Origin of the sequence: Microbacterium sp. (assembly GCF_044508325.1) — a bacterium.
GTDB lineage: Bacteria > Actinomycetota > Actinomycetes > Actinomycetales > Microbacteriaceae > Microbacterium.
This window is the reverse complement of the sequence record NZ_JBIQHX010000015.1, coordinates 43,100-65,796: the sequence shown is the minus strand read 5'-3', so window position 1 is coordinate 65,796 and position 22,697 is coordinate 43,100. Positions and strand designations below refer to the sequence as shown.

Annotated in this window: 21 protein-coding genes; 9 read left to right on the top strand and 12 right to left on the bottom strand. The window is 71.4% G+C overall.

Annotated features, from left to right (window positions below; translation table 11 throughout):
- Positions 1–70: 70 nt before the first annotated feature.
- Genes ACIWQI_RS12310 through ACIWQI_RS12295 form a run of 4 tightly spaced genes read left to right on the top strand, consistent with a single transcriptional unit; the run spans position 71 to position 7,169 of the window.
- Complete coding sequence (locus tag ACIWQI_RS12310) at positions 71–2,749, top strand: FtsX-like permease family protein (protein ID WP_396657791.1); 2,679 nt, start codon at positions 71–73, stop codon at positions 2,747–2,749.
- Positions 2,746–5,499, top strand: a complete 2,754-nt coding sequence (locus tag ACIWQI_RS12305; RefSeq protein WP_396657789.1) for an FtsX-like permease family protein — start codon at positions 2,746–2,748, stop codon at positions 5,497–5,499. Before ACIWQI_RS12310 ends, ACIWQI_RS12305 begins: the two co-directional genes overlap by 4 nt.
- 1 nt (position 5,500) lies before the next feature.
- Entirely contained in the window at positions 5,501–6,472 is a 972-nt protein-coding gene (locus ACIWQI_RS12300) for an ABC transporter ATP-binding protein (RefSeq protein WP_396657787.1), read from the top strand.
- Positions 6,465–7,169 (top strand): ABC transporter ATP-binding protein, encoded by a 705-nt coding sequence (locus ACIWQI_RS12295; protein WP_396657786.1) that lies wholly within the window; start codon positions 6,465–6,467, stop codon positions 7,167–7,169. The genes ACIWQI_RS12300 and ACIWQI_RS12295 overlap by 8 nt, the downstream gene beginning before the upstream one ends.
- 102 nt (positions 7,170–7,271) lie before the next feature.
- Here ACIWQI_RS12295 and crcB read toward each other — a convergent pair whose 3' ends face one another.
- From crcB to ACIWQI_RS12275, 4 genes are read right to left on the bottom strand one after another with little or no spacing between them, the layout of a single operon-like run.
- On the bottom strand, positions 7,272–7,652 hold the full coding sequence (gene crcB, locus ACIWQI_RS12290; protein WP_396657784.1) for a fluoride efflux transporter CrcB: 381 nt from the start codon (positions 7,650–7,652) through the stop codon (positions 7,272–7,274).
- Positions 7,652–8,137 (bottom strand): fluoride efflux transporter FluC, encoded by a 486-nt coding sequence (locus tag ACIWQI_RS12285; protein ID WP_396657782.1) that lies wholly within the window; start codon positions 8,135–8,137, stop codon positions 7,652–7,654. Before ACIWQI_RS12285 ends, crcB begins: the two co-directional genes overlap by 1 nt.
- A 42-nt stretch (positions 8,138–8,179) precedes the next feature.
- On the bottom strand, positions 8,180–8,827 hold the full coding sequence (locus ACIWQI_RS12280) for a response regulator (protein ID WP_396657780.1): 648 nt from the start codon (positions 8,825–8,827) through the stop codon (positions 8,180–8,182).
- On the bottom strand, positions 8,815–10,572 hold the full coding sequence (locus ACIWQI_RS12275; protein WP_396657778.1) for a histidine kinase: 1,758 nt from the start codon (positions 10,570–10,572) through the stop codon (positions 8,815–8,817). The genes ACIWQI_RS12280 and ACIWQI_RS12275 overlap by 13 nt, the downstream gene beginning before the upstream one ends.
- A 146-nt stretch (positions 10,573–10,718) precedes the next feature.
- Here ACIWQI_RS12275 and ACIWQI_RS12270 point away from each other — a divergent pair, with 146 nt between their 5' ends.
- Together ACIWQI_RS12270 and ACIWQI_RS12265 are read left to right on the top strand one after the other, a co-directional pair.
- The gene (locus ACIWQI_RS12270) at positions 10,719–12,107 is read left to right on the top strand and encodes an alpha/beta fold hydrolase (protein WP_396657777.1); all 1,389 of its coding nucleotides are present in this window, start codon (positions 10,719–10,721) and stop codon (positions 12,105–12,107) included.
- Entirely contained in the window at positions 12,104–13,297 is a 1,194-nt protein-coding gene (locus ACIWQI_RS12265; protein WP_396657775.1) for a serine hydrolase domain-containing protein, read from the top strand. The genes ACIWQI_RS12270 and ACIWQI_RS12265 overlap by 4 nt, the downstream gene beginning before the upstream one ends.
- A 6-nt stretch (positions 13,298–13,303) precedes the next feature.
- Here ACIWQI_RS12265 and ACIWQI_RS12260 read toward each other — a convergent pair whose 3' ends face one another.
- Both ACIWQI_RS12260 and ACIWQI_RS12255 read right to left on the bottom strand, forming a co-directional pair.
- Entirely contained in the window at positions 13,304–14,215 is a 912-nt protein-coding gene (locus tag ACIWQI_RS12260; protein ID WP_396657774.1) for an EamA family transporter, read from the bottom strand.
- Positions 14,212–15,522: a serine hydrolase domain-containing protein gene (locus ACIWQI_RS12255; RefSeq protein ID WP_396657773.1), complete on the bottom strand. Its 1,311-nt coding sequence runs from the start codon at positions 15,520–15,522 to the stop codon at positions 14,212–14,214. The genes ACIWQI_RS12260 and ACIWQI_RS12255 overlap by 4 nt, the downstream gene beginning before the upstream one ends.
- A gap of 52 nt (positions 15,523–15,574) precedes the next feature.
- Here ACIWQI_RS12255 and ACIWQI_RS12250 point away from each other — a divergent pair, with 52 nt between their 5' ends.
- Together ACIWQI_RS12250 and ACIWQI_RS12245 are read left to right on the top strand one after the other, a co-directional pair.
- Positions 15,575–15,886 (top strand): DUF2470 domain-containing protein, encoded by a 312-nt coding sequence (locus tag ACIWQI_RS12250; protein ID WP_396657772.1) that lies wholly within the window; start codon positions 15,575–15,577, stop codon positions 15,884–15,886.
- A gap of 63 nt (positions 15,887–15,949) precedes the next feature.
- The gene (locus ACIWQI_RS12245) at positions 15,950–16,609 is read left to right on the top strand and encodes a heme oxygenase (biliverdin-producing) (RefSeq protein WP_396657771.1); all 660 of its coding nucleotides are present in this window, start codon (positions 15,950–15,952) and stop codon (positions 16,607–16,609) included.
- A 42-nt stretch (positions 16,610–16,651) separates the two neighbouring features.
- Here ACIWQI_RS12245 and ACIWQI_RS12240 read toward each other — a convergent pair whose 3' ends face one another.
- Complete coding sequence (locus ACIWQI_RS12240; protein ID WP_396657769.1) at positions 16,652–18,016, bottom strand: ATP-dependent RecD-like DNA helicase; 1,365 nt, start codon at positions 18,014–18,016, stop codon at positions 16,652–16,654.
- Positions 18,017–18,060: 44 nt separating this feature from the next.
- On the opposite strand from ACIWQI_RS12240, the gene ACIWQI_RS12235 reads away from it, so the two are divergent.
- Positions 18,061–19,125: a hypothetical protein gene (locus ACIWQI_RS12235; protein ID WP_396657768.1), complete on the top strand. Its 1,065-nt coding sequence runs from the start codon at positions 18,061–18,063 to the stop codon at positions 19,123–19,125.
- 20 nt (positions 19,126–19,145) lie between these two features.
- Here the strand turns inward: ACIWQI_RS12235 and ACIWQI_RS12230 are convergent, their stop codons facing one another.
- The 5 genes from ACIWQI_RS12230 to rpmB form a co-directional block, all read right to left on the bottom strand.
- The gene (locus ACIWQI_RS12230; protein WP_396657815.1) at positions 19,146–21,116 is read right to left on the bottom strand and encodes a cytochrome c oxidase assembly protein; all 1,971 of its coding nucleotides are present in this window, start codon (positions 21,114–21,116) and stop codon (positions 19,146–19,148) included.
- Between the two features lie 163 nt (positions 21,117–21,279).
- Positions 21,280–21,567 (bottom strand): HU family DNA-binding protein, encoded by a 288-nt coding sequence (locus ACIWQI_RS12225; RefSeq protein ID WP_396657766.1) that lies wholly within the window; start codon positions 21,565–21,567, stop codon positions 21,280–21,282.
- Between the two features lie 273 nt (positions 21,568–21,840).
- A complete protein-coding gene (gene rpsN, locus ACIWQI_RS12220; RefSeq protein WP_396657765.1) occupies positions 21,841–22,146 on the bottom strand; it encodes a 30S ribosomal protein S14 in 306 nt (101 codons plus the stop codon).
- Positions 22,147–22,150: 4 nt separating this feature from the next.
- A complete protein-coding gene (rpmG, locus tag ACIWQI_RS12215; protein WP_029145259.1) occupies positions 22,151–22,321 on the bottom strand; it encodes a 50S ribosomal protein L33 in 171 nt (56 codons plus the stop codon).
- Positions 22,321–22,557, bottom strand: coding sequence for a 50S ribosomal protein L28 (rpmB, locus tag ACIWQI_RS12210; protein ID WP_228179498.1), 237 nt, complete (start codon positions 22,555–22,557; stop codon positions 22,321–22,323). The genes rpmG and rpmB overlap by 1 nt, the downstream gene beginning before the upstream one ends.
- Between the last annotated feature and the right edge of the window lie 140 nt (positions 22,558–22,697).

Here is a 22,697-nt window from a genome sequence, read left to right as displayed (position 1 = left end):
GCCCACCGCTTGCAGAGGTTCGAATTCGGCACCCTCCGCGTTAGAGTTCCCTGGTGCAAAGGCGTATGGCGTGATCGGGGGTTTCCGCTTCGCGCTCGCCCGTGCCCGCGCCGCGCTGCCGCCGCTGATCACCCTGGCGATCGTCGCCGCCGTCGCGGCCGCCCTGCTGGCGGGTGTCGCCGGCGCGATCGGTGCGACCGAGGCGCAGGAGGTCCGCGCGGGCATCGCCGGCGTCGCGGGCGATCAGGGCCGCGTCGTCGTCGCCGTCCGCGACGGCACCTCGCCCGACGAGGTGGCCGCGGCCGCCGGAGAGCTGATGGCGGATGCCGGGGCGTCCGGCGCGGTCGAGATCGACGTCATCGACGGGGACGTCGTCATCACGCCCGACCTGTCGACGATCTCGGCAACGCACCTCCCCGGCGTCATCGACGCGCTGGCGAGCCTGCTGCGCGACCTCGAGCGTGCCACAGGCGCCGACATCCAGGTCTCGGGCGCGCTCGAGGGAACCCTGCAGCGCATCTCCGACTCCCTCGAGGGCCGCCGGGGCCCCACCGCGGTGGCGATCGGGCTGCTCGGGCTCATCACCGCCGTGGTGGTGGGCGCGGTCGCCGTCGAGAGCGTGCGGGTCCGCGCCGACGAGAACCGGCTCCTGCGTGCCCGCGGGGCGCGCCGTCGCAGCCTGTTCTGGGGAGCCGCGCTCGAGTCGTTCGCCTTCGCCCTCGTCGGCGCGGCGATCGGCGGCGCGATCGGGGCGGCTGCGGCATCCCTCATCGCGTCGGTCCCCCTCGACCTCCTCTTCTTCCTTCTCGCCGCAGCCGCCATCGCCGTCGTGGCGGCTCTTGTGGCCGCGCTCGCGACCGTGCGCGGCGTCGACCGCCGTGCCACGCGGGTGCGGGCCGTCGCCGACATCGGCGTGGTCGTGGTGCTCGCGATCCTCACCGGGGTCGCGGTGTGGCAGTTCGTCCAGGCGGGCACCCCGGTCGTCGCGCAGGGCGGCGGCGGCACCACCATCGACCCGCTCGTCGCGATCGCGCCGGCCCTCGCGCTCGGGTTCGCCGCGCTCATCGCCGTCGCCGTGGCCACCCCGATCGCCCGCGGCATCGCCGCCTCTCTGCGCGGCACCCGCGCCGTCTCGCCCGTCACGCCGCTGCGTCTGGCCTCGCGCCGCCCGGGGCGTCACGTCCTCTCGATCATCGTCGTCGCCTTCGCGGTGGGCACCGTCACCGTCGCCGGCGCCTATCAGGGCACGGTCACCTCGCTCGGCGATGCGCCCGAGCAGCTGCGTGTGGGCGCCGATGTGCGGGTGGGCACCATCCCCGAGGATGTCGACACCGCGGCGGTGGCCGCATTGCAGCCCTCCTCCGCGGCGATGCGCGCCCGCCAGCTCATCGCGCGGGTGACCGGCGGCAACCGCCCGCTGCTGGCGGTCGAGAGCGGGCGGCTCGGCGACGTCATGCTGGATGCCGACGGCACCATCGACCCGGCGGCCCTCGGCGACGTGCTCGCCGTCGACGACACCGCGCTGCCGATCACCGAGGACACCGTGTCGATCACCGTGCGGGCCCCGCTGCTGACCGGCATCCCGCAGGACGAGGGCGTGACCGCCCCGCCCCTGCGCGCCGCCGTCACGGTCCTTGCCACCTTCGCCGGACCGACCGGCACCACGACCCGCCAGTTCCAGAACTTCGAGCCGTTCGACGATGCATCGCTCGAGCCGGCGACGCCGCCGGCTGCGGAGCAGCGGTTCGACCTCGAGCTGCCCGGAGAAGGCCCGTGGGCGCTCACCGCGATCCAGGCGATGCCTCTGGGCTACTACTTCGAGGCCGATCCCATCGTGGTCGTCACGGCCGAAAGCGGCGGCGAGGTGATCGACCTCTCCACGTTCGCCCTCGATCCGCGCTCGGGCGGGGCGGTGGGCCCGGCCCCCGACGGCGGCGTTCAGATCACGATGGAGGTCGAGCGGTTCCTCAACAACCACTGGACGAGGGGCGTGGCCACGGACCTCCCCGCAGCGGTTCCGGTCGTCGTCACCGAGGGCGTCGCCGACGCCATGAGTCTCACCGCGGACGAGCGGTTCGCGCTCGAGCTGGACTCGCCGCGGTTCGACGCCGAGTTCGTCGTCGCCGGCATCATCTCGGTGCTGCCGGGCACGCCCACGGGAGAGGGGATGCTGGCCGATCTCGCGATGGTGGCGCTCGTCAGCCCTGAGCCCGTCGTGCCGAACCAGGTGTGGTTCGCCACCGACGCACCCGCCGAGCTGGCTCTGACCGCCGAGCAGGAGTTCCCGGCGACCGTGACGGTGCTCGCCGACCCCCGGGCGGCGCAGAACGCCGCCGGCACCGCGGTGTCCTTCGCCCTGGCGGCGGCCGGCGCGGTCGTGCTCGCGCTCATCGTGCTGCTGCTGCGACGCTCCCGCACGCGTGCCGACTCCCGCGAGCTGGCGCTGTTCGCGGTGATGGGGCTCGGCCGCGCCCGCGCTTCGCGGGTGCGCGCTCAGGAAGACCTGTTCGCCGTCGCGATCGGCGTGCTCGGCGGGCTCGCCGCCGGTGCCGCGACGGCATGGCTCGCCGTGCCCACCCTCGTGCGCGCCGCCTACGAGAACGTCCCCGCCGCCTTCCCGGTCACCCTGCAGGCGCAGCCGTGGCCGCTGGCCGCCGGCCTGGCGATCGCGGTCGCCGCGTTCTGCGTGATCGTGGCCACAGTGCGCGCCCCGTCGCGGCTGGCCCCGCTGCTGCGGGAGGACGAATGAGCACTTCACCGGGCCTGTTCACCCTCACGCGACGGCGCTTCGCCACCCCGCGCAGCGCGGCGCTGGTCATCGTCGCCCTGACGCTCTTGGCGGCGTTCGTCATCTCGGCCGCGCCGCGCGCCCTCGTCGGCGTCGTGCGCGACGAGGTGGCGCACCAGATCGCCGATGTGCCCCCGACATCCCGCGACCTGAGCGCCCGCGTCATCGGCGTCCCGGCATTCGGCCCCGCCGCCGACCCCGCCGTCACCGACGGGTGGGATGCCTCGGCCGTCGACGTGTTCGGCGAGGTCGGGCAGGCGCTCGCCGACAATCGCGCCGGCTTCGAGCCCTCCCTCCAGGATCTGGTCGGTCCCGCCCGCTTCGCGGCGTACGCCGAGGCGTTCCAGGTCGACCCCGCCGATCTCGGGCCGACGGCGCCGTTCAGCGCTCTCCAGCTGCTCGCCGAACCCTGGATGAACTCCGACCTGGAGCTCGCCGACGGCGCCTGGCCCACGGCGTGGAGCGGCACCGGCCCGGTCGAGATCGTGCTCAGCGAAGACGCCGCGGCGACCATGCAGTGGCCGATCGGCGAGGTGCGGGGCACACCGATGCCGGGCGGCGAGCGGCGGGGCGGTCCGCCCGCCGATGCGCAGCCGACCGTCGACGACTGGCACGCCGGCGACGCGACCGTCGTGCTCACCGGCACCGTGCGCGCCGTCGACCCCACCGCCGACCGGTGGCTGCACCTTCCGACCTCTCTCATCGCGACGGTCTTCGACGACGGCAACCGCCGTCCCACCGCGACGTCGGTCGCGTGGGTCGACCCCGCCTCGTGGCAGCAGATCGCACCGGCCCTGCGCGCGTATCTGCAGGCGTGGTACCCCGTCGATGCGACCGCGGCCATGAGCGAGGACCCGCGTCGGCTGCTGTCGGCCCTGCGGGGCGCGACCAGCACACCGGTCGCCTTCGACTCCACCGGCCAGCTGCGCATGCGGTTCGAGAGCGAGATCGTCGACGTGCTGGCGTCGGCGGTGTCGCGGGCCGACTCGGCGAGCGCGATCCTCGCGGTCGCCGCCGTCGGGCCGCTCGCGGTCAGCATCGCGCTCGTCGTGCTGGCGAGCGCGCTCATCATCCGCAGGCGCCGCACCGACCTCGCCCTCCTGTCGGCCCGCGGCGCGCCCCTGGACCGGCTGCGGCGGCTGCTCGCCGGCGAAGGGCTGCTGCTGGGGCTTCCCGCCGCCATCGTAGGGGCGGGGGTCGGCGTGCTGATCACCCCGCACGATGCCGGGCCCCTGCCGATCGTCATCGCCGTGCTCGTCGGGGCGGTGCCGGCGGTCGCCCTCGCCTTCACCCTGCGCCCCGCCATCCTCACCCGGGCCCGTGCCGACCTCGACGCCCCCGTGCGCAGCCGTGCCCGCGGCATCCTTCAGCTCGTCGTCGTCCTGCTCGCGGCCCTCGCCGTCGTCCAGCTCGCGGTGCGGGGCGTCGGCCCGAGCACGGCGGGCATCGACCCGCTCGTCATCATCGCCCCGCTGCTGGCCACGGTCGCCCTGGCCCTGATCATCGTGCGGCTGCATCCGCTGCCGATCGCCGCCGCCCTGCGGGTCTCGCGGCGCGGGCGCGGCGTCGTGGGGCTGGTCGGCGCCGCCCGCAACCTGCGCGACCCGGCCGCGGGCACCACGGCCGTGCTGGCGATGCTCGTCGCGGTGGCGATCGCCGTCTTCTCGTCGGTGGTGCTGGCCACCGTCGACCGTGGGGCTGTGGTGGCGGCCGAGCGCGCCGTGGGCGCGGACATCCAGCTGTCCGGCCCGGTGTTCGACCAGACGATCGTCGACGAGCTGCGCGCCGTCGACGGCGTCGCGCAGGCGACGGGCGTGATGCGCGGCGACTACCTCGCCCTCGGCGGCGACAACGGCCGGATGAGCGCCATCACGATCGTCGCCGACACGGCCCGGCTCGCCGAGGTGCAGCGCGGCATGACCGGCGCGCTGCCGTCCGGGCGCATCCACGCCGACGCCGACCCGGCCGAGGTGATCCTGTCGACGGCCGCGGCTGCCGAGGTCGGCACTGATGGCAACACGATCGCCAACGTCCCGGTCGAGACGGTCGCAACGATGGAACGGCTCCTGGGACTCTCCGTCGGCGACGAGTTCGTGGTCGCCGACGTGACCGCGTACACCGGCCTCAGCGGCCGTGGGTACTACCCCCGCTCGGTGTTCGTCTCGCTCGAAGACGGGGCCGACCCGCAGGCCGTCGCCACCGCCCTGAGCGCGGTGGTGCAGCAGGGCCACACCGTCAAGCTGCTCGAGGCGTCGACCGCCGAGATCCAGGCATCCCCTGCGGTCACCGCCCTGCGGGTGGTGCTCTTCGCCGCTCTGGGATTCGCCATCGCGCTGTCGGTCATCGCCGTGCTGCTGGTGGCGGGCGTCTCGCAGGAGGCCCGCACCCGCGTCATCGCGCTGCTGCGCGCGATGGGCCTGGACCGCCGCCGCGCGCGCGGCATCGTGGCGTGGGAGTTCGCACCCCTGGGGGTCACGGCGCTCGTGGGCGGCGTGCTGCTGGGCGCCGTGCTTCCGCTGCTGGTCGTGCTGTCGATCGACCTGAGACCCTTCACCGGCGGCGGTGCACAGCCGTCGCCGACCATCGACCCCGTGCTCAGCGGGGCGCTCATCGCCGTCGTCGTCGTCGCGCTCGCGCTCGCGGTCGTCGTCGGCATCCTCGGAGCGCGGACGGCGTCACTGGCCGACGTGCTCCGGACGGAGGAGGACTGACATGGCAGAACCCGACATCCTCTGCGAAGGACTCGTGCGCATCTTCGCCGTGGCCGACATCGAGGTGCAGGCGCTGCAGGGCCTCGACCTGCGCGTCGACCGGGGCGAGCTCGTGGCGCTGGTGGGAGCGTCGGGTTCGGGCAAGTCGACGCTCCTGTCGATCCTCTCCGCGCTCGACACGCCGACCGCAGGGCAAGCCGTGGTCGCCGGGCGCGACCTGCCGTCGCTGTCCGCCCGCGCCCGGGTCGCCTACCGGCGCTCGGTCGTCGGCTTCGTGTGGCAGCAGACGGCCCGCAACCTCCTGCCCTACCTGTCGGCCCTCGAGAACGTGCAGCTGGCCCGCGCCATCGGCGGCGATCGGCGGCACCCGGCGAAGGCGAAGGAGCTGCTCGAGCTGACCGGCGTGGCCGACGTCGCCGCCCGCCGCCCCGCCGAGCTCTCCGGCGGTCAGCAGCAGCGGGTCGCGATCGCCGTCGCGCTGGCCAACGACCCGCGGGTGCTGCTCGCCGACGAGCCGACCGGAGACCTCGACGAGGAGGCGTCGGTCGAGGTGCTGTCGACGTTCGAGGGCGTCAACCGGGAGCTGGGCACCACGGCCCTCATCGTCACGCACGACCCCGCCGTGTCCGAGCATGTGCAGCGCACCGTGCAGATCCGCGACGGGCGCACCTCGACAGAGGTGCTGCGCTGGACCCACACCGACGAGGAGGGTCAGGAGCACGCCATGGCCGAGGAGTTCGTCGTGCTCGACAAGGTCGGTCGCATGCAGCTGCCCGGCGAGTACATGGACACCCTGTCGCTGCGCGAGCGGGTGCGGCTGCAGCTGAACGCCGACCACGTGGGCGTGTGGCCGGGCGACTCGCGACCGGCGCCGTCGCAGAAGAAGGATGCCGCGGCCGACCCGGCCGAAGCGCCGCCGACTCGGCGCAGCCTCAGACGGCGCCCCGATGCGGAAGGAGACCACCATGAGTGAGGCGGTGCTGCAGGCATCCGGTCTGTCGGTCGTGCACCGCACGCCGGCCGGCGACGTGCACGCGCTCAGCGATGCGACGCTGGAGGTGCACGCCGGCGAGTTCGTCGTGCTGATCGGGCCGTCCGGGGCGGGGAAGACCACCCTGCTGCACGTGCTCGGCGGCATCCAGCCACCGACCACGGGCACCGTGCGCATCGGCGACGTCGTGCTCACCGAGGCGCCCGAGCGCGACGTCGACCGCGTGCGCCGCGACGACATCGGCTACGTGTTCCAGTCGTTCGGCCTGATCTCGGCGCTGTCGGCCGAAGAGAACGTGGAGCTGCCGCTGCGCATCCGCCGCGCCGACCCCGGTGAGCGCGCGGAGCGCGTGGCGCAGCTGCTCGAGCGCGTCGGGCTCGCCGACCACGCCAAGCAGCGGCCGACCGAGCTGTCGGGCGGCCAGCAGCAGCGGGTCGGCATCGCACGTGCGCTGGCGGGATCGCCGCGGATCCTGCTCGCCGACGAGCCCACCGGTCAGCTCGACTCGCACACCGCGGCGAGCATGATCGAGCTGATCGCCTCGATCGCCCGCGACGACGGCGTCGCGGTGCTGCTGTCGACGCACGACCCGTCGATCCGCTCGCGTGCCGACCGGGTGCTCGAGCTGCACGACGGCGTGCTGCGCGAGGGCGCGGTCCACGCCGTGGCGAGCCCTTGACCCCGTCTCCTCACCGTAGGACACGCTGTCTGCGCTGAGACACACCGTGTGCCCCGGTGTCTCAGCGGAGAAGGTGTGTTGTCGCGCTGCTGGGACGCCGAGTCACAGCGACGCGCCCAGCCACAGGCCCAGCGCAGCGGCGGCGAGGGCGGCGAGCAGCTGGCCGAAGGCGTTCAGCAGCGACGGACCCCAGCGGCCCTCGAGCGCCAGGCGCACCGTCTCGAACGAGGCCGTGCTGAAGGTTGTGTACCCGCCGAGGAACCCTACGCCCACGATCGCGCGCCACTCGACCGGCAGCGCATGCACGGTGGCCAGACCCGTGACCAGTCCGAGCAGGAACGATCCGGACAGGTTCACGACGGTGGTCCCCACCGGGTACGAGCGACGGATGCCTGCGCTGATCGCCCCGTCGACGACGAAACGCGCGGCGGCGCCCAGCCCGCCGGCCACGGCGAGCGCGAGCACCGCCCACAGCGGCAGCATCACGCGGCCCCTCGCCGGCGCGGCAGCATGAACCCCAGCGCGAGGCCGCCGAAGCCGGCCGCGGCGCCGACGACGACGGTCGCCAGCCCGTACAGCACCGCCGCGCCGACGTCGGAGGACGCGATGAGCCCGTCGACGTCGAGCGCGAACGCGCTGTAGGTCGTATACCCGCCGAGGAATCCTGTGCCCGCGAACAGCCGCACCGCCCGCCGCGCGCCGTGGTCGGGTCCGCGATGCGTCAGCGCCCGCAGCAGCCACCCGAGCAGGAAGGCCCCGGTGACGTTGATGACGAAGGTGGGCACCGGCATCCCGCCCCACGCCGGGATCACCAGCGACAGCAGATGCCGGGCGAGCGTGCCGAGCGTGCCGCCTGCGAACACCAGGCCGATGCAGGCGGGGCGCAGGTGCACCGGGCGCGGACGCGGCGTGCGCGTGTCGTCGACCTCGACGTCAGGGTCGAGCGGCAGGTCTTCGTCGCGGTCCATGTTTGCTCCTCGGCCAGTATGCCGATCAGGCGACCGGCTCGGTCACCGGGACAGGTATCGGATCACGGCAAGGACCCTCCGATGATCGTCGGCATCGACGGCGAGGCCGAGAGCATCGTAGATGTGCGAGGTGTGCTGGACCACGGCCTTCTCCGACACAACGAGCCTGGACGCGATCCATGCGTTGCTCCGGCCCTCGGCGATGAGAGCGAGGACCTCCTGCTGCCTGGGCGTGAGCCGGGAGACGTCGCCCTCGGCCAGCTTCGCCCGGTTCATCATCACCTCGACCACATCCGGATCGATAGCCGTCCCGCCGGCCGCGACCTCGCGCAGATCCCCCACGAACGTCTCGACGTCGGCGATCCGCTGCTTGAGGAGGTAACCGATCTTCGTCGAATGATCGGAGAGCAGCTCGGTGACGTACCGTCGCTGCACGTACTGCGACAGGACGACGATGGCGATCTGCGGATATCGCTCGCGGATCCGAAGCGCCGCGACCAGACCGTCGTCGGTCCGTTTCGGCGGCATCCGGATGTCGGTGACAACGAGATCCGGGCGATGCAGGTCGACCGCTTCCACGAGCTCGAGGGCATCGGCTGCAGCCGCGACCACGTCGAAGCCGTTCTGCTGCAGGAGCAGGGTGAGCCCCTGGCGCAGGAGCACCTCGTCTTCGCCGATCACGACGCGCATGGCAGCTCCGCCATCAGTCGAGTGCCGTCGCCGGGGGCGCTGAGCAGCTTGAGTCGTCCTCCGACGACGTCGACCCGGTCGGCCAAGCCGCGCAATCCGCTCCCGGCCTCGAAGGATGCGCCACCGACTCCATCGTCGGAGATCTCGACCAGAAGCAGATCGCCCTCGCGTTCGAGGCGCACCGCGAACGACTGTGCGCGAGAGTGCTTGAGCGCGTTCACCAGTCCTTCGGCGACCAGGAAGTACGCGGTGCTCTCGATCCACGGCGGCACCGTGCCGTCCTCGACATTCAGCTGCAGCCGGGTCGGCACCGGCATCCGGTCGACCAGGTCTTCGGTCGCGGCGGCGAGCCCGCGCTCGATCAGCGTGGACGGCATCACCTCGTGCACCAATCGACGCAGCTCCGCAGCGGCGGAGTCGATGCCCTTGCGCAGCGCGGTCGCGTGCTCTCTCGTGCTGTCCGTCGAACCCGCCGCAATCGCGATCTGCTGGGCTTCCAGCGCGAGCAGAACGAGCTGGACCTGCAGTCCATCGTGCAGGTTGCCGGCGATCCGGCGCCGCTCCCGATCCGCCGCTGCGACCAGCCGGGCACGCGAGCTGATCAGCGCCTCCTGGCTGGCCAGCAGCGCGGTGAGCAGGCGCTCCCGCTCCACCGCGATCGCGATCACCCGCCCCGCCGCGCTCACCCGCTCCGGATCGCCGATCAGGGCCGCGTCATAGACGATCGCGCCGACCCGTTCGCCGGCGAGCAGGATCTCGACGCTCGAGCGTCCGCTGGCAGGATCCGGCAGGGCGGTCGACGCACCGGCCGCGTCCACCCAGCGTTCGCTCTCCTGCAGCCAGAACACGAGCTCGACGGAGTCGTCGCCGAGGAACCGACCCAGCGCGTCGACGAGCGCCGGCCGGGCGCCGCCGGTGTCGCCCAGCCAGGCGCTGAGCTCTTCGAGCTCACCGGTCCGGGCGAATCCTCCGCGAAGCACTCCCAGCGCGAAGGCGATCGGCACGCCCGCGAGCACGATGAACTGCAGAGCGGTGCTCGTGATCGGCGACAGACCGAGCAGCGGCTCGATCACCGTCGACCGAGCCGGGATGAACAGCACCGCCAGCATCCCGTACGCGAAGAGCGGGCCGAGCACCCTGCGATGCGCCGGGTCGGCCCTGGCCAGGCGCCCCGCAAGGATCACCGCGGTGGCGACGGCGACCGCGAGACCGGCGGCGCGCTGGACCCACTCCCCGGCCAGGATCAGGTCCGGGCGATCCGCGATGACCAGCGGCTCAGGAGCGGCACCGTCGAAGAGGTAGAGCGGCGCCTGCAGCACCAGCGAGACCCCGTACGCGGCGATCACCGTCACCAGGGACGCGCGCCCCCGGAGCCGTCCGGACGGGAATGCGTGCAGCAGGTGGATGGTGACGGCGAGGACCGTCGTGGCGAAGATCACGCCGAGGACTTCAAGGCCGGGGATGCCGGTGTTCGCCAGGCTTGCGGCGTAGACGGCGAATCCGCCGATGACGATGAGCGGACCCATCCGGTTGCTGGGGCGACGCCGCCAGGCCAGGATCCCCGCCGCGACGTAGACCCAGAAGTCCACCATGAGCAGCAGGTGCAGCCACCACAGATCGCCAGCGGACGGCAGCACCAGGGCCAGCTGGACGGCGCCCAGACACGCGACGCAGCCGGCCAGCAGCCACAGTGCCAGGTTGAGCGATCGCGCGCGCTGCGAGCGTGCGGCGCTGGGGTTGCCCATCTGACGAGCGTACGGCGCATGCCGGTGCGCAGACGATAGACCCAGGCCGCCAACGACTGGCGACTCAGGTCTATCGCGCGTCATCCCCGATCCGCGGACGCTGGAATGGCCGGGACCGAACACGATCATCAAGGAGCGGTGGAACCATGAGCAAGCAGCGGACGGGCCTGGTGCGACGGAACTTCCTCCGCGGTGCACTCGCCTCGGCGGTGGTCCTGCCGATCGGGACGGCATTGGCTGCCTGCACGGTCAGCGCGTCGGGATCGACAGCGCCTTCCGCATTCGGCGCCACAGGCACGGCTGCGGCGCTGAAGCGCCCGCGCGGGGCCCTCTTCGACAGCGCGTTCCACGATCGCTTCGGGCAATGGCCGCTGGGCTACATCTCCAGCGGCGGGCCGGAGATGGGTGACATCATCGCCGTGGCAGACGTCGTCGGCGCCGGTGACGATTCGGCCTTCTACGACGCCTGGATCGCCTCCGGCGACACGTACAACGCTGACGCAGAGGCCGCACTCGCCGCCGGGCATCGAGTGAGCGCCAGAGCCCTCTTCCTGCGCGCCAGCTGCCTGTACGCCGCCGCGTACCACCCGCTGTTCGGCACGCCAGTCGATCCGCGCCTGCTGGCGGCGTTCGACAAGCAGATGACAGCCTTCCAGCGGGCGATGGAGCTGTCCGCGGTCCCGGTGCACCCGATCGAGATCCCCTACGAGGACACGAAGCTGCCGGCATATCTGATTCCCGCCGTCGGCCACGAGGCCGAGGTGCGGCCGCTGCTCATCCTGAACAACGGCTACGACGCGACGATCACCGACATGTACTTCGCGTCGGGGGTCGCCGCGCTGCGGCGCGGGTACCACATCCTGATGTTCGATGGCCCGGGTCAGGGGGCGATGCTGTACAAGCAGGGACTGCCGCTGCGACCAGACTGGGAGGTCGTCGTCTCGGCCGTCGTCGACTACGCCGAGAAGGTCAGCGTCGTCGACCCGAAGAAGATCGCGCTCAGCGGCTGGAGCCTCGGCGGCTACCTCGCCCCCCGCGCCGCAACCGCGGAGCGCCGGCTCGCGGCATGTGTCGCCGACCCCGGGCAGTGGGACATCGGCGAGGCGTTCCAGGGCTTCGCACTGAAGCTCGGCACCAGCAAGGAGGCGGTCGCCGACCTCGACAAGCTGGAGGACAAGACGATCGATGCCATGTGGTCGGCTATCCAGGAAGACCGCGAGCTGTACTGGAGCATCGTGCAGCGCGGATTCTGGGCCAACGACGTCTCCGATCTGCGCGCATTCATCCATAGGTCGATGCAGTTCACGCTGAAGGACAAGGTCACCGAGATCCGCTGCCCGACGCTGCTGACCTCGGCGGAGAACGATCCGCTCGCCGACGCCACGAAAGCCTTCTACGACGCGCTGACCTGCCCGAAGAAGCTGCTCGCGTTCACCGCGGCCGAGGGGGCCGGCGAGCACACCGAGATGAACAACCGCTCGCTGGTCAACCAGCGGGTGCTGGACTGGCTCGACGAGACATTGGAGATGCGATGAGATCACCGCTGGACACGCGGCGCCACGCCCGACTGGCAGCGCTGGCCGTGGCATCCGCGCTGGTGCTGGTGTCCGCAGGCTGCAGCGCTGAGCCCACGCCCGCGGACTCCGACTCCACGACGAGCCCCACCCACACCCTCGACGCCGCGACGATCGAGCAGTTCCAGAAGGCGCTGGACGACACCCGCGCAGCGGGAGGCTTCCCCGGAGTCATCGCCACGGTGATCTCGCCGCAGGGAACCTGGATCGGCACTTCGGGCGTCGCGGCGGCGGGCACGGATCGGATCCCGACGCCGACCGACAGAACCCGGGTCGGGAGCCTGACCAAGACCATGACCGCCACCATCGTGCTGCAGCTGGTGGAGGAGGGCGAGGTCTCCCTCGACGACACCATCGAGGAGTACGTCCCCGGGATGCCCAACGGCGACATCGCCACACTGCGCCAGCTCACCGACATGAGCAGCGGCATCCCCTCGTACACGGGCGACCCGCAATGGCAGCAGCAGGCGTTCGCCGACCCCGAGAAGCACTGGACCCCTGAGGAGCTCGTGGGCTTCGTCAAGGACGCACCGGCCGACTTCGCGCCCGGCCAAGGATGGGCGTACTCGAACACCAACTACGTGCTGCTGGGCATGGTCATCGAACAGGTCACCGGGCAGCCGATCACCGACGTCTTCGCACAGCGGATCTTCGAGCCGCTCGGGATGACCGACACCTCCTTCCCGACCGACACGAATGCTCTCCCCGATCCGCACCTGGACGGCGTGACCGGCCAGGGCCAGCCGGACGGGCAGACCGCCGATGCGACGAACTTCAGCCCATCGATCGCGTACACCGCAGGTGAGGTGATCTCCACCCTGGAGGACCTGCAGAAGTGGGGGGATGCGCTGTTCACCGGTGAAGGCATCCTGAACTCGGACACCCAGCAGCTGCGCCGCGAATCGGTCATCCGCGACATTCCGCCCGCCTACTCGGACACCGTCGGCTACGGATTGGGCATCGGCGTCCACGGCGATTGGTGGGGCCACGACGGGGCGATCCCCGGATACACCACGTCGCTGTCGTACAGCGACGCGCTCGACACGACCATCATCGTCATCACCAACAGCGATGTGCCGTTCGACATCGCCGGTGCGACGGCGACCCCCGCGCCCGCCGTGCTCGCGGCCTTGACAGCCCTGCTCGACTGAGGCCGATCAGGCGACCGGCTCGGCGAAAGGCTCGTCCGGGGTCTCGGTGGCGGCACGGCGGCCCGCGGCATCCCGCTCCGCCCGCGCCGCGGCACGCACGGCGCCCATGCTCGCCGCGATCACCAGGCCGATGCCGACGAGCTCCAGCCAGTTCAGGTGCTGAGCGAGCAGCACCCACCCGGCGAGGGCTGCGGTGGCAGGACCGAGGCTCATCAGGATCGCGAAGGCGGATGCCTCCAGCCGCCGCAGCGCGATCAGCTCGAGCGCATACGGGATCGTCGAGGAGAGCACCGCGACGGCGGCGCCGAGCCCGATGAGCACCGGATCGAACAGGGCGGGCCCGGCATCGGCGATGCCGAACGGCAGGGACAGCAGCGCACCGAAGGTCATCGCCCAGGCGAGGCCGTCGAGCTTCGGGAACTCCCTGCCCACGCGGGCCGAAGCGAGGATGTAGAAGGCCCAGCTCACCGCGGCGCCGAGCGCGTAGAGCACGCCGATCGGGTCGAGCCGCTCCCAGCCGCCGCCGGCCAGCGCCGCGACGCCGGCCAGGGCCAGGACGGCCCACAGCCACGCCGACGCGCGGCGGCTCGCCACGATCGACAGGGTGAGGGGTCCGAGCACCTCGATGGTCACCGTCACGCCGAGGGGGAGGCGCTCGAGCGCGAGGTAGAAGAGCCCGTTCATCACGGCGAGCACGAGCCCGAAGCCCAGGACCGCGAGCCATCCCGCGCGGGTCCGGCCGCGCAGCGACGGCCGGGCGATGATCAGCAGCAGCACCGCCGAGAAGACCAGCCGGAGCATGACCATTCCGAGCGGTCCCGCCTGCGGGAACAGCTTCGTGGCCAGCGACGCGCCGACCTCCTGGCAGGCCAGGCCCACGACGACCAGCGCGACGGCGACGCCGGCGCTGCGGGTCACGACTCCGGGACGGGGCAGATGGCCGCCTTCGCGATCACCTCGTGGTACTGCTCTGCCGTCCACGGCAGGCCGAACTCGGGGGCGGTCTGGCCGGCCGCCGCCGGCGCCTTGGAGGCGATCGCCGCGAGCTCCCAGGCGAGGTAGGCGGGGGTGGCCGACGAGGCGGCGGAGTTGTTCAGCACCACGGCGACCGTGAGTCCCGTGCCGGGGTCGGCGAATGCCCCGGTCAGGTAGCCGGGGACCGAACCGTACTGGCCGATGAGCGATCCGGCCTGGAACGCTCCACCGGTGTAGGTGAACCAGGAGGCGCTGCTGACAGGCTTGGGGTCGGACCAGCGGTCCTGCGCGGCCGATCCCTCCTCGGCGAGGGCACCCACCGCGAGAGCCTGCATGTAGCGGCCCAGGTCGTCGATGGTGGAGACCACACCCGAGTCGGTGAAGCCGGTCGTGGTGGACACCGGCGTCATATCGAGCGGCTCGGTGCAGTTCATCACGCCCTCGGCATCCTTCACGGTGAGGTTGCCCGACAGCGCGCTGCGACCCGCCCACTTCCCCTTGCCCTCGGGGAGTGTCGTGTGCTCCAGGCCCAGCGGCTCGAAGACCACCTCGGCGAGCAGCTCGGAGGCCGGCTTGCCCGTCACGCGCTCGAGCGCGAGCCCCAGCAGCACATAGCTCGCATCGGAGTCGCGCCAGGCGACCCCGCGCTCGGTGCGCTCCTGTCCGAGTCCGTAGGCGGCGAGCTCACGGGGGTTCCACGCGCGCGTCGGGTTCGACAGCCACAGCGGCTGCAGACGGGCCTGGTACGAGCCGATGCCGGCCGTGCCGTTGCACAGCTCGAGAAGCGTGACGTCGATGTCGGGGATGCCGCTGACATAGTCCGACACCGGGTCGTCCAGCGCGACCAGCTCGTCGTCCACGGCGGCGTAGAGCGCGTCGCAGGTCATCGCGCGCGTCACATCGCCGATCCGGAACGTCATGTCGGTGCTCACCGGGGTCTCCGAGGTCGGCGAGACCGTGCCCACTCCCGTCACCCAGGTGCCGCTCCACGGCACCCACACGCCCACGATCGCCCCCGACGAGCCGGTGGCCGCCATCGCGTCGGCCACAGCCGTCTGCAGCTCGGTCAGCGTCGGCTCGGGGAGCTGGCCCTCCACCTGCGACGGCGCGGGGATCTCGATGGCCGGATCGGGCGCGCAGGCGGACAGCGCGAGCCCGGCGACGGCGAGCGCTCCGAGCGCGGCGACGGCGCGTCGCTGCAGAGTGCGTGCACTCGAGCCTGCCGCCATTTCACCCCCGTGGATCTTCATCGAGTGTAGACGAGCGCGGGCCCGTTCCCCGCCCGATCGCTACGGTTGGAGGATGCCCCACAGCTTCGAGCCCGCCGTCGTCGCCGCCGTCCTGCGGCACATGAACGACGACCACACCGACGACAGCATCCTCATCACGCGCGCCTTCGGTCCCTTCGACGACGTCGTGACCGCGACGATGGTCGGGCTCGACGGCGATGGAGGGGACTGGGAGGTCGAGCGTCTCGACGGCACGCTGGCGCCGGTGCGCGTGTCCTGGCCGAGCGGCTCGATCACCGAGCGGCCCCAGATCCGCCGCGAGGTCGTGGCACTGTACGACGCGGCCTGCGCCCGCCTCGGCGTCGAGCCGCGACCACACGACTAGGTGCCGGACACCGGGCGGGGCCGCGGAGTTAGGTTCTGCTTACCTGAAGGTATAGTGGGCTCCATGGCCGACCCGATCCCGTTCTCCACCGCGCTCCGAGAGCGCTCGTCCCGCGCCCACTCCGGCAGCGAGAGCGCCGGCTTCATGGCCGGTCTGCTCAAGGGCGAGGGCACGCGCGAGGACTACATCGCGCTGGTGACCCAGCATTACTTCATCTACCAGGCGCTCGAGGCGGCGACCGACCGCATGCGCAGCGACCCGGTGGCATCCGCCTTCATCACCGACAAGCTCACCCGCCTCCCGGCGCTCGAGGCCGACCTCGAGTTCCTCGTCGGGCCCGACTGGCGCGAGCAGATCCGGCCTCTGGAGACCACCACCCGCTACGTCGAGCGCATCAACCGCGTGGGCGCCACCTGGCCGGGCGGATTCGTCGCGCACCACTACACCCGCTACCTCGGCGACCTGTCCGGCGGCCTGCACATCGGCAAGGTGATGGCCCGCCGCTTCGGCTTCGAGACCAACGGCATCGGCTTCTATCTCTTCGACGAGATCGCCGACCCGCGGGCCTTCAAGGACGTCTACCGGGCGCAGCTGGACGCCGCGCCGTGGGACGAGGCCGAGAAGGAGCGCGTCATCGACGAGGTGCTGCTGGCGTACCGCTTCAACACCGAGCTCTTCGAGGAGCTCGCCCGCGCCGGCGATCAGGCCATCGCCGTCGCGTGACGACGCGTCGGCTGCGACTGCGTATCGACTCGCGTCGGCCGCTCAGCGTCCGGGAGCGGCGGACATGAAGCGCTCGACGTCGGGGTCGACCCGGATGTCGCTCGGGCGCAGCGGGCGGGTCAGGTACAGACCGTCGAGGGATGTCAGCCGGCTCAGCGCCACATAGGTCTGGCCCGGCGCGAAGGCGCCCGACCCGAGGTCGATGACCGCGCGATCGTAGGTCTTGCCCTGCGACTTGTGGATCGTGACGGCCCACGCCAGCCGCAGCGGGAACTGCGTGAACTCGGCGACGATGTCGCGGCTCAGCGACCGCGAGCCGGGGTCGTACGCGTAACGGAACCTCTCCCACACGGCCGGCTCGACGTCGTGCTCCTCACCGTCGAGCTCGACGCGCACCGTGCCGCCGCGGATGCGGGTGACGGTGCCGATCGACCCGTTCACCCACCGCGGAGGCTCGCCGAACGAGTTCGTGTCGTTGCGCAGGAACATGACCTGCGCCCCGACCTTCAGCTGCAGCTGAAGGTCGGCGGGGTACACGTCGCCGCGCCCGAAGTCGCCGTTGATCTCCGCCACGGCGGTCTGGGCGCGCCCGGGCAGCGCGTCCAGATGCCGGCGGTTGATCGCGTTCACGATGTCGTTGCGGGTCGCCAGCGTGATGATGGGCGGCTCGTCCGGGCCGGGCTCCGGCGGCCGCCGCGCCCCGGTGTCGTTCAGGATCTGCGCGATGTCGGCGGTGACCCGCCCGTGCCGCACCGCGTTGAGCATCGCGGTGAAGCGCGGGTCGGACTGGCGATGGATGTCGCGCAGCTCGCGGATGTGGAGGTCTGCGCCGTACGTGCCGACCTCCAGCAGGCCGTCTCCGCCATCGGCCGGGTGCCCCGCCCACACGTGCGCGTCGAAGAACCAGAACGAGCGGTAGTGGTCGCGGACGTAGCGCGCCTCGTCGCCGCGCGGCGGAACCGGCGCGAGCTGGTACGGGTCGCCGAACATCACCACCTGTACGCCGCCGAAGGGCTCGCCGCGCCGGCCGCGCGCCCGCCGCAAGGCGGAGTCGACCGCGTCCATGAGGTCGGCGTTGACCATCGACACCTCGTCGATGACGAGGGTGTCGATCGCGTTCAGCAGCTTGCGGGTGACGTCCGACTGCGGCTGCTCCGTCCGGCCGATGAGGCCGATCGGCAGCCGGAACAGCGAGTGGATGGTCTGCCCCTCGACATTGAGGGCAGCCACCCCCGTGGGGGCGCAGACGGCGATCTGCTTCGAGGTGTTCCACGCCAGATGCTGCAGCAGCGTCGACTTGCCGGTGCCGGCGCGACCGGTCACGAAGACGTGGTCGCGGGTGTCCTCGATGTGGCGGAACAGCGCCTCCTGCTCGGGAGCGAGGGCGGGCACGGTCACCCGATCCATGCTTCCACAGCATTCCACGAGCCGGCGCTTCCTAGACTGGGCCTGTGGACCAGGGGGCGGTTGGTGACGCGGGCGCATCGCGCCCGCGCGGCCGTCTCGCCCTCGACCTCACGCTGCTGGCCGTCGCGGGGGCTCTCCTGCTCGGCGCCTTCGGCGTCGGAGTGGCGTTCCTGTACCAGCAGCTGTACAGCCCCAAGGCGTTCGTCGAGAACTACCTCTCGCTCCTGAGCGAGGGGCTCGCCGCCGACGCGCTCGCCGTGCCCGGCGTCTCGGTGAATTCGGCCGACCTGGAGTCGTCGGGTCTTCCGCGGTCGGCATCTGATGCGCTGCTGCGCCAGGCGGCTCTCGGATCGCTCTCCGACATCCGCACCTTCGCCGAGACCACCGAGGGCGATGTCACCGAGGTGCGCGTCTCGTACACCGCCGGCGGCCACCCCGGATCGACCACCTTCCTCGTCGAGCGCAACGGCTGGATCGGCGTCGCACCGGCGTGGCGCTTCGCCCGCAGCCCGCTGGCGGTGCTCGATCTCACCGTGCGCGGCTCGATGCAGTTCCAGGTCAACGGCTTCGAGGTCGACAAGCGTCAGGTCTCGCCCGACGGGGTGGATGCCGCGCCCCTCGACCCCGTGCAGCTGCTGGTGTTCTCGCCCGGCGCGTACCGCATCGCCGTCGACACGGCGATCTCTGCGACCTCGGGCGTCGATGTGCTCGCCGACCAGCCGCTGGCCAACGTCCCGGTGCAGATCCAGGCCGAGCCCACCGAGGAGTTCGTCGCGGTCGTCCAGCAGCGGGTCGACGAGTTCCTCGCCGAGTGCGCGACGCAGCGGGTGCTGCAGCCGACGGCGTGTCCGTTCGGATTCGTCGTGACCGACCGCATCGAGGGCGACCCGGTCTGGAGCATCGCGGAGAATCCCGTGATCACCCTCACGCCCGACGGTGGGAACTGGACCATCCCGGCGACGTCCGCGAGCGCACACATCGACGTCGACGTCGTGTCGCTGTTCGACGGCACGGTCAGTCACGTCTCCGAAGACGTGGAGTTCCTGCTCAGCGGCACGATCACCGTGCAGCCGGACGGCTCGGTCTCGATCCGGGTGGCCGGGGCGTAGCGCCGGCGGCGGCATCCCGATCACTCGCCCCGGCGCGCGTCCTCTGCTGCCAGCTTCGCGAGGTAGGCGTTGTACTCGGCGAGGTCGGCATCGCCTGTGCGCTCGGCCTGCCGGTCGCGCCGGCGCTGGATGCGCTCGTCGCTGCGACTCCACTGGATCGCCACCGTGACCCCGAGCACGAGAGTCGGCAGCTCCCCGATCGACCAGGCGATGCCGCCGCCGACATACTGGTCCTCCAAGGGCGGCGCGCCCCACGTGCGACCCATCGCGCCGAACCATTCGGCGAGCATGAGCCCGGACTGCATCATGATCGCGATGCCGAAGAACGCGTGCATCGCCATGATCACCAGCAGCAGCGCCAGTCGGCCCGGATACGGCAGGCGGTAGGGCACCGGGTCGATGCCGATGAGCGTGAGCACGAACAGGTACCCGGTGACGAGGAAGTGCACGATCATCCACTGGTGGCCGAGGTGGTCGTACATGGCCCAGCGGAACAGATCGGTGAAGTAGAACATCCACAGGCTGACGATGAACAGCCCCGCGGCCACCCACGGGTTCGTGATGACGCGCGCGTATGGGCTGTGGACGGCCCACAGGGTCCACTCGCGTCCGCCGCGGGTGCCGTCGTCGCGCTTGCGGATCGCCCGCGCGGCGAGGGTGATCGGCGAGCCCGGCACGAGCAGCACCGGGATGACCATGCCGAGCAGCATGTGGCCGATCATGTGCACGCTGAACAGGTACTCCTGGTACACGTTCACCGGCCCGCAGGTGACCCACAGCAGAAGCAGCAGACCCGCCGTCCACAGCACGGTCCGGTAGAGCGGCCACCTGTCACCGCGCTTGTGCAGGCGGCGGACGCCGGCGTAGTAGAAGAAGAGGGCGAACGCGACGAACAGCAGCCAGAACAGGTCGATGTCCCACGCGGTGAGCCAGCGGTCGATGGTGAGCTCGGGCGGAACCGGCTTGCCGGTCAGCAGCTGCGCCGGGCTCGGGATCGCCGGCAGCGTCTCCTCCAGCGGCGGCGCGGTGCGGCTGAGGGCCACCGCCGCGCCGCTGGCGACGCCCATGAGGGCGAGCTCGAGGGCGACCAGTCCCCAGAACGGACCGCTGCCGGACGCGCCGGACGAGGGCGCCAGACGCCCGAGCAGCCGCCGGCGGTACCAGGCGCCGAGGGCGCCCATCGCCACCAGCGCCGCCACCTTGACGGTGAGGATGAGACCGTACGGCGAGAGGAGCGCCTCCCACTCCTGCAGGGCGATGATCGAGCGGGCGACGCCCGAGACGGCGACCACGATGAACGCGAACAGGGCGATGCTCGAGTAGCGCGCCATGAGGGTGGCGAGCACCTGGCGGTCAAGCACCGGGCGCACGATGACCGCGAGCACGAGGCCGCCGAGCCACAGGGCGGCCCCGACGGTGTGCAGCGCGAGCGAGGTGACCGCGGTGTCGTGGGTGCCGAGGTCGCCGCTGTGCCCCTGCGTGGCCATCGGCACGAGCGCGACGATCGCCAGGATCGCGACCAGCAGGGTCGGCGTCCACGACCGTACGGCGAAGGTGAGCACCGTGAGCACGGCACCGGCGATGACGGTGATCAGCCAGGCGCGCCCGAGCTCCTGCTCGGTGAGGAAGCGGCCCAGCTGCGCTCCGAACTCGGGCCCGGCGTCCAGCTGCGGGTTGAAGACGTTGAGGAACGTCAGGAAGGCGGTCAGGCCCGCAGCGACCGTGAAGATCGCGGCGGAGAGGGATGCCACGCCCAGCGCGGTGTCGAACGCCCTTGTGCCGGCCTTCAGCGCGAACAGGGCGAGCACGAGTGAGCCGACCATGCCCGCGGCGGTGAGGTTCACGACCAGCTGCGCGATCGGCAGACCCCAGCGCACCACCGGACCCGGGTCGTCCAGGCGCAGCGGCGCCGCGCCCCCGCCGTAGGCCAGCAGGATCAGGAGCACGACCAGCGCGACGACGACGAGGATCGCAGGGCCCAGGGCGCGCAGCGCGCGGGGCCGGTTCGGCGACGCCGTCGGGTCTCCGCCCGGCGCGCTGACGCGGGGCGGAGCGGCTGTGGGGATCACCCCTCCAGCCTACGTTTCCGCCGGGCGGCCGGTGCCACGCAGAAGGGGGATGCCTCGCGGCATCCCCCTTCCGGTGGCTCGGGTCTTACTTGACCGCGGCCTTGAGCTTGGAGCCTGCGGTGACCTTCACGCGCTTGCCCGCCGGGATCTTGATCTCGGCACCCGTCTGCGGGTTGCGGCCCGTGCGCGCAGCCGTGGCGACCTGCTCGAAAGCGATCCAACCGGGGATCGAGACCTTCGAGCCCTTGGCGACGGCCTCCGCGACCGTGGAGAAGAGGGAGTCGAGCACGCCGGACACTGCGGCCTGGCTCTGACCGGTCGCGCTGGCGATGCTCGCGACGAGTTCGGTCTTGGTGATGGACTTGTCGGCCATGTGATGTCCTCCAAGGCGGCGGATCCGCCGCCTCTGTTCAATGCGGACCGGATGAACGTTCGCCCCCCGGCTGGTCGATCGACCGCGTCGAATGTATCAAGAAACCGCGGAATCACGCGGATTTTCAGGCATCTCCGGCCATCTCTCGGGCGTGTCGCGGTGGCCGTGTGGCCGATGTGACGAATGTGACGAACGCCTCGGGCACAGACGCCGAAGGCCGGACCCCGATGCGGGGGTCCGGCCTTCGTGAAAGCGATGGTTTCGCCGCGGTGCTTACCAGCTCGACTTGGTCACACCGGGCAGCTCGCCCTTGTGCGCCATGTCGCGGAAGCGGACACGCGAGATGCCGAACTTCGACAGCACGCCGCGGGGGCGGCCGTCGATGACGTCGCGCGAGCGCAGTCGCACCGGCGACGCGTTGCGCGGGAGCTTCTGCAGGCCGATGCGAGCGGCCTCGCGCTCCTCGTCGGTCGACTTCGGGTCGACCAGGGCCTTCTTCAGCTCGGCGCGCTTGGCGGCGTAGCGGTCCACGACCTCCTGGCGCTGCTTGTTGCGGGCGATCTTGCTCTTCTTCGCCATGAGCTCAGCGCTCCTCTCGGAATTCGACGTGCTTGCGCACGACGGGGTCGTACTTCTTCAGCACGATGCGGTCGGGGTTGTTGCGGCGGTTCTTGCGCGTCACGTAGGTGTACCCCGTGCCGGCGGTCGACCGCAGCTTGATGATCGGACGGACGTCCTGAGCCTTCTTCGCCATCAGAGCTTCACACCCTTCGCGATGAGGTCCTTCACGACCGACTCGATGCCGCGCGCGTCGATCACCTTGATGCCCTTGGCGGACACGTTCAGGGTGACCTTACGACCGAGCGAAGGCACGTAGTAGGTCTTCTTCTGCACGTTCGGGTCGAAGCGGCGCTTCGTCCGGCGGTGCGAGTGCGAGATGTTGTGACCGAAGCCGGGAACTGCTCCGGTCACCTGGCACACTGCTGCCATGAGTGATGTCTCCTCTGTACCGTGACACCGGACGATGCCACCCAAGATCCCTTGTCTGCACCCCCGGGCGCCTCGTCTCACGGAGACCCGCTGAACGACCGACAGGGGTACGAACTGCACGCTGGAGTGCGTGCAGACAA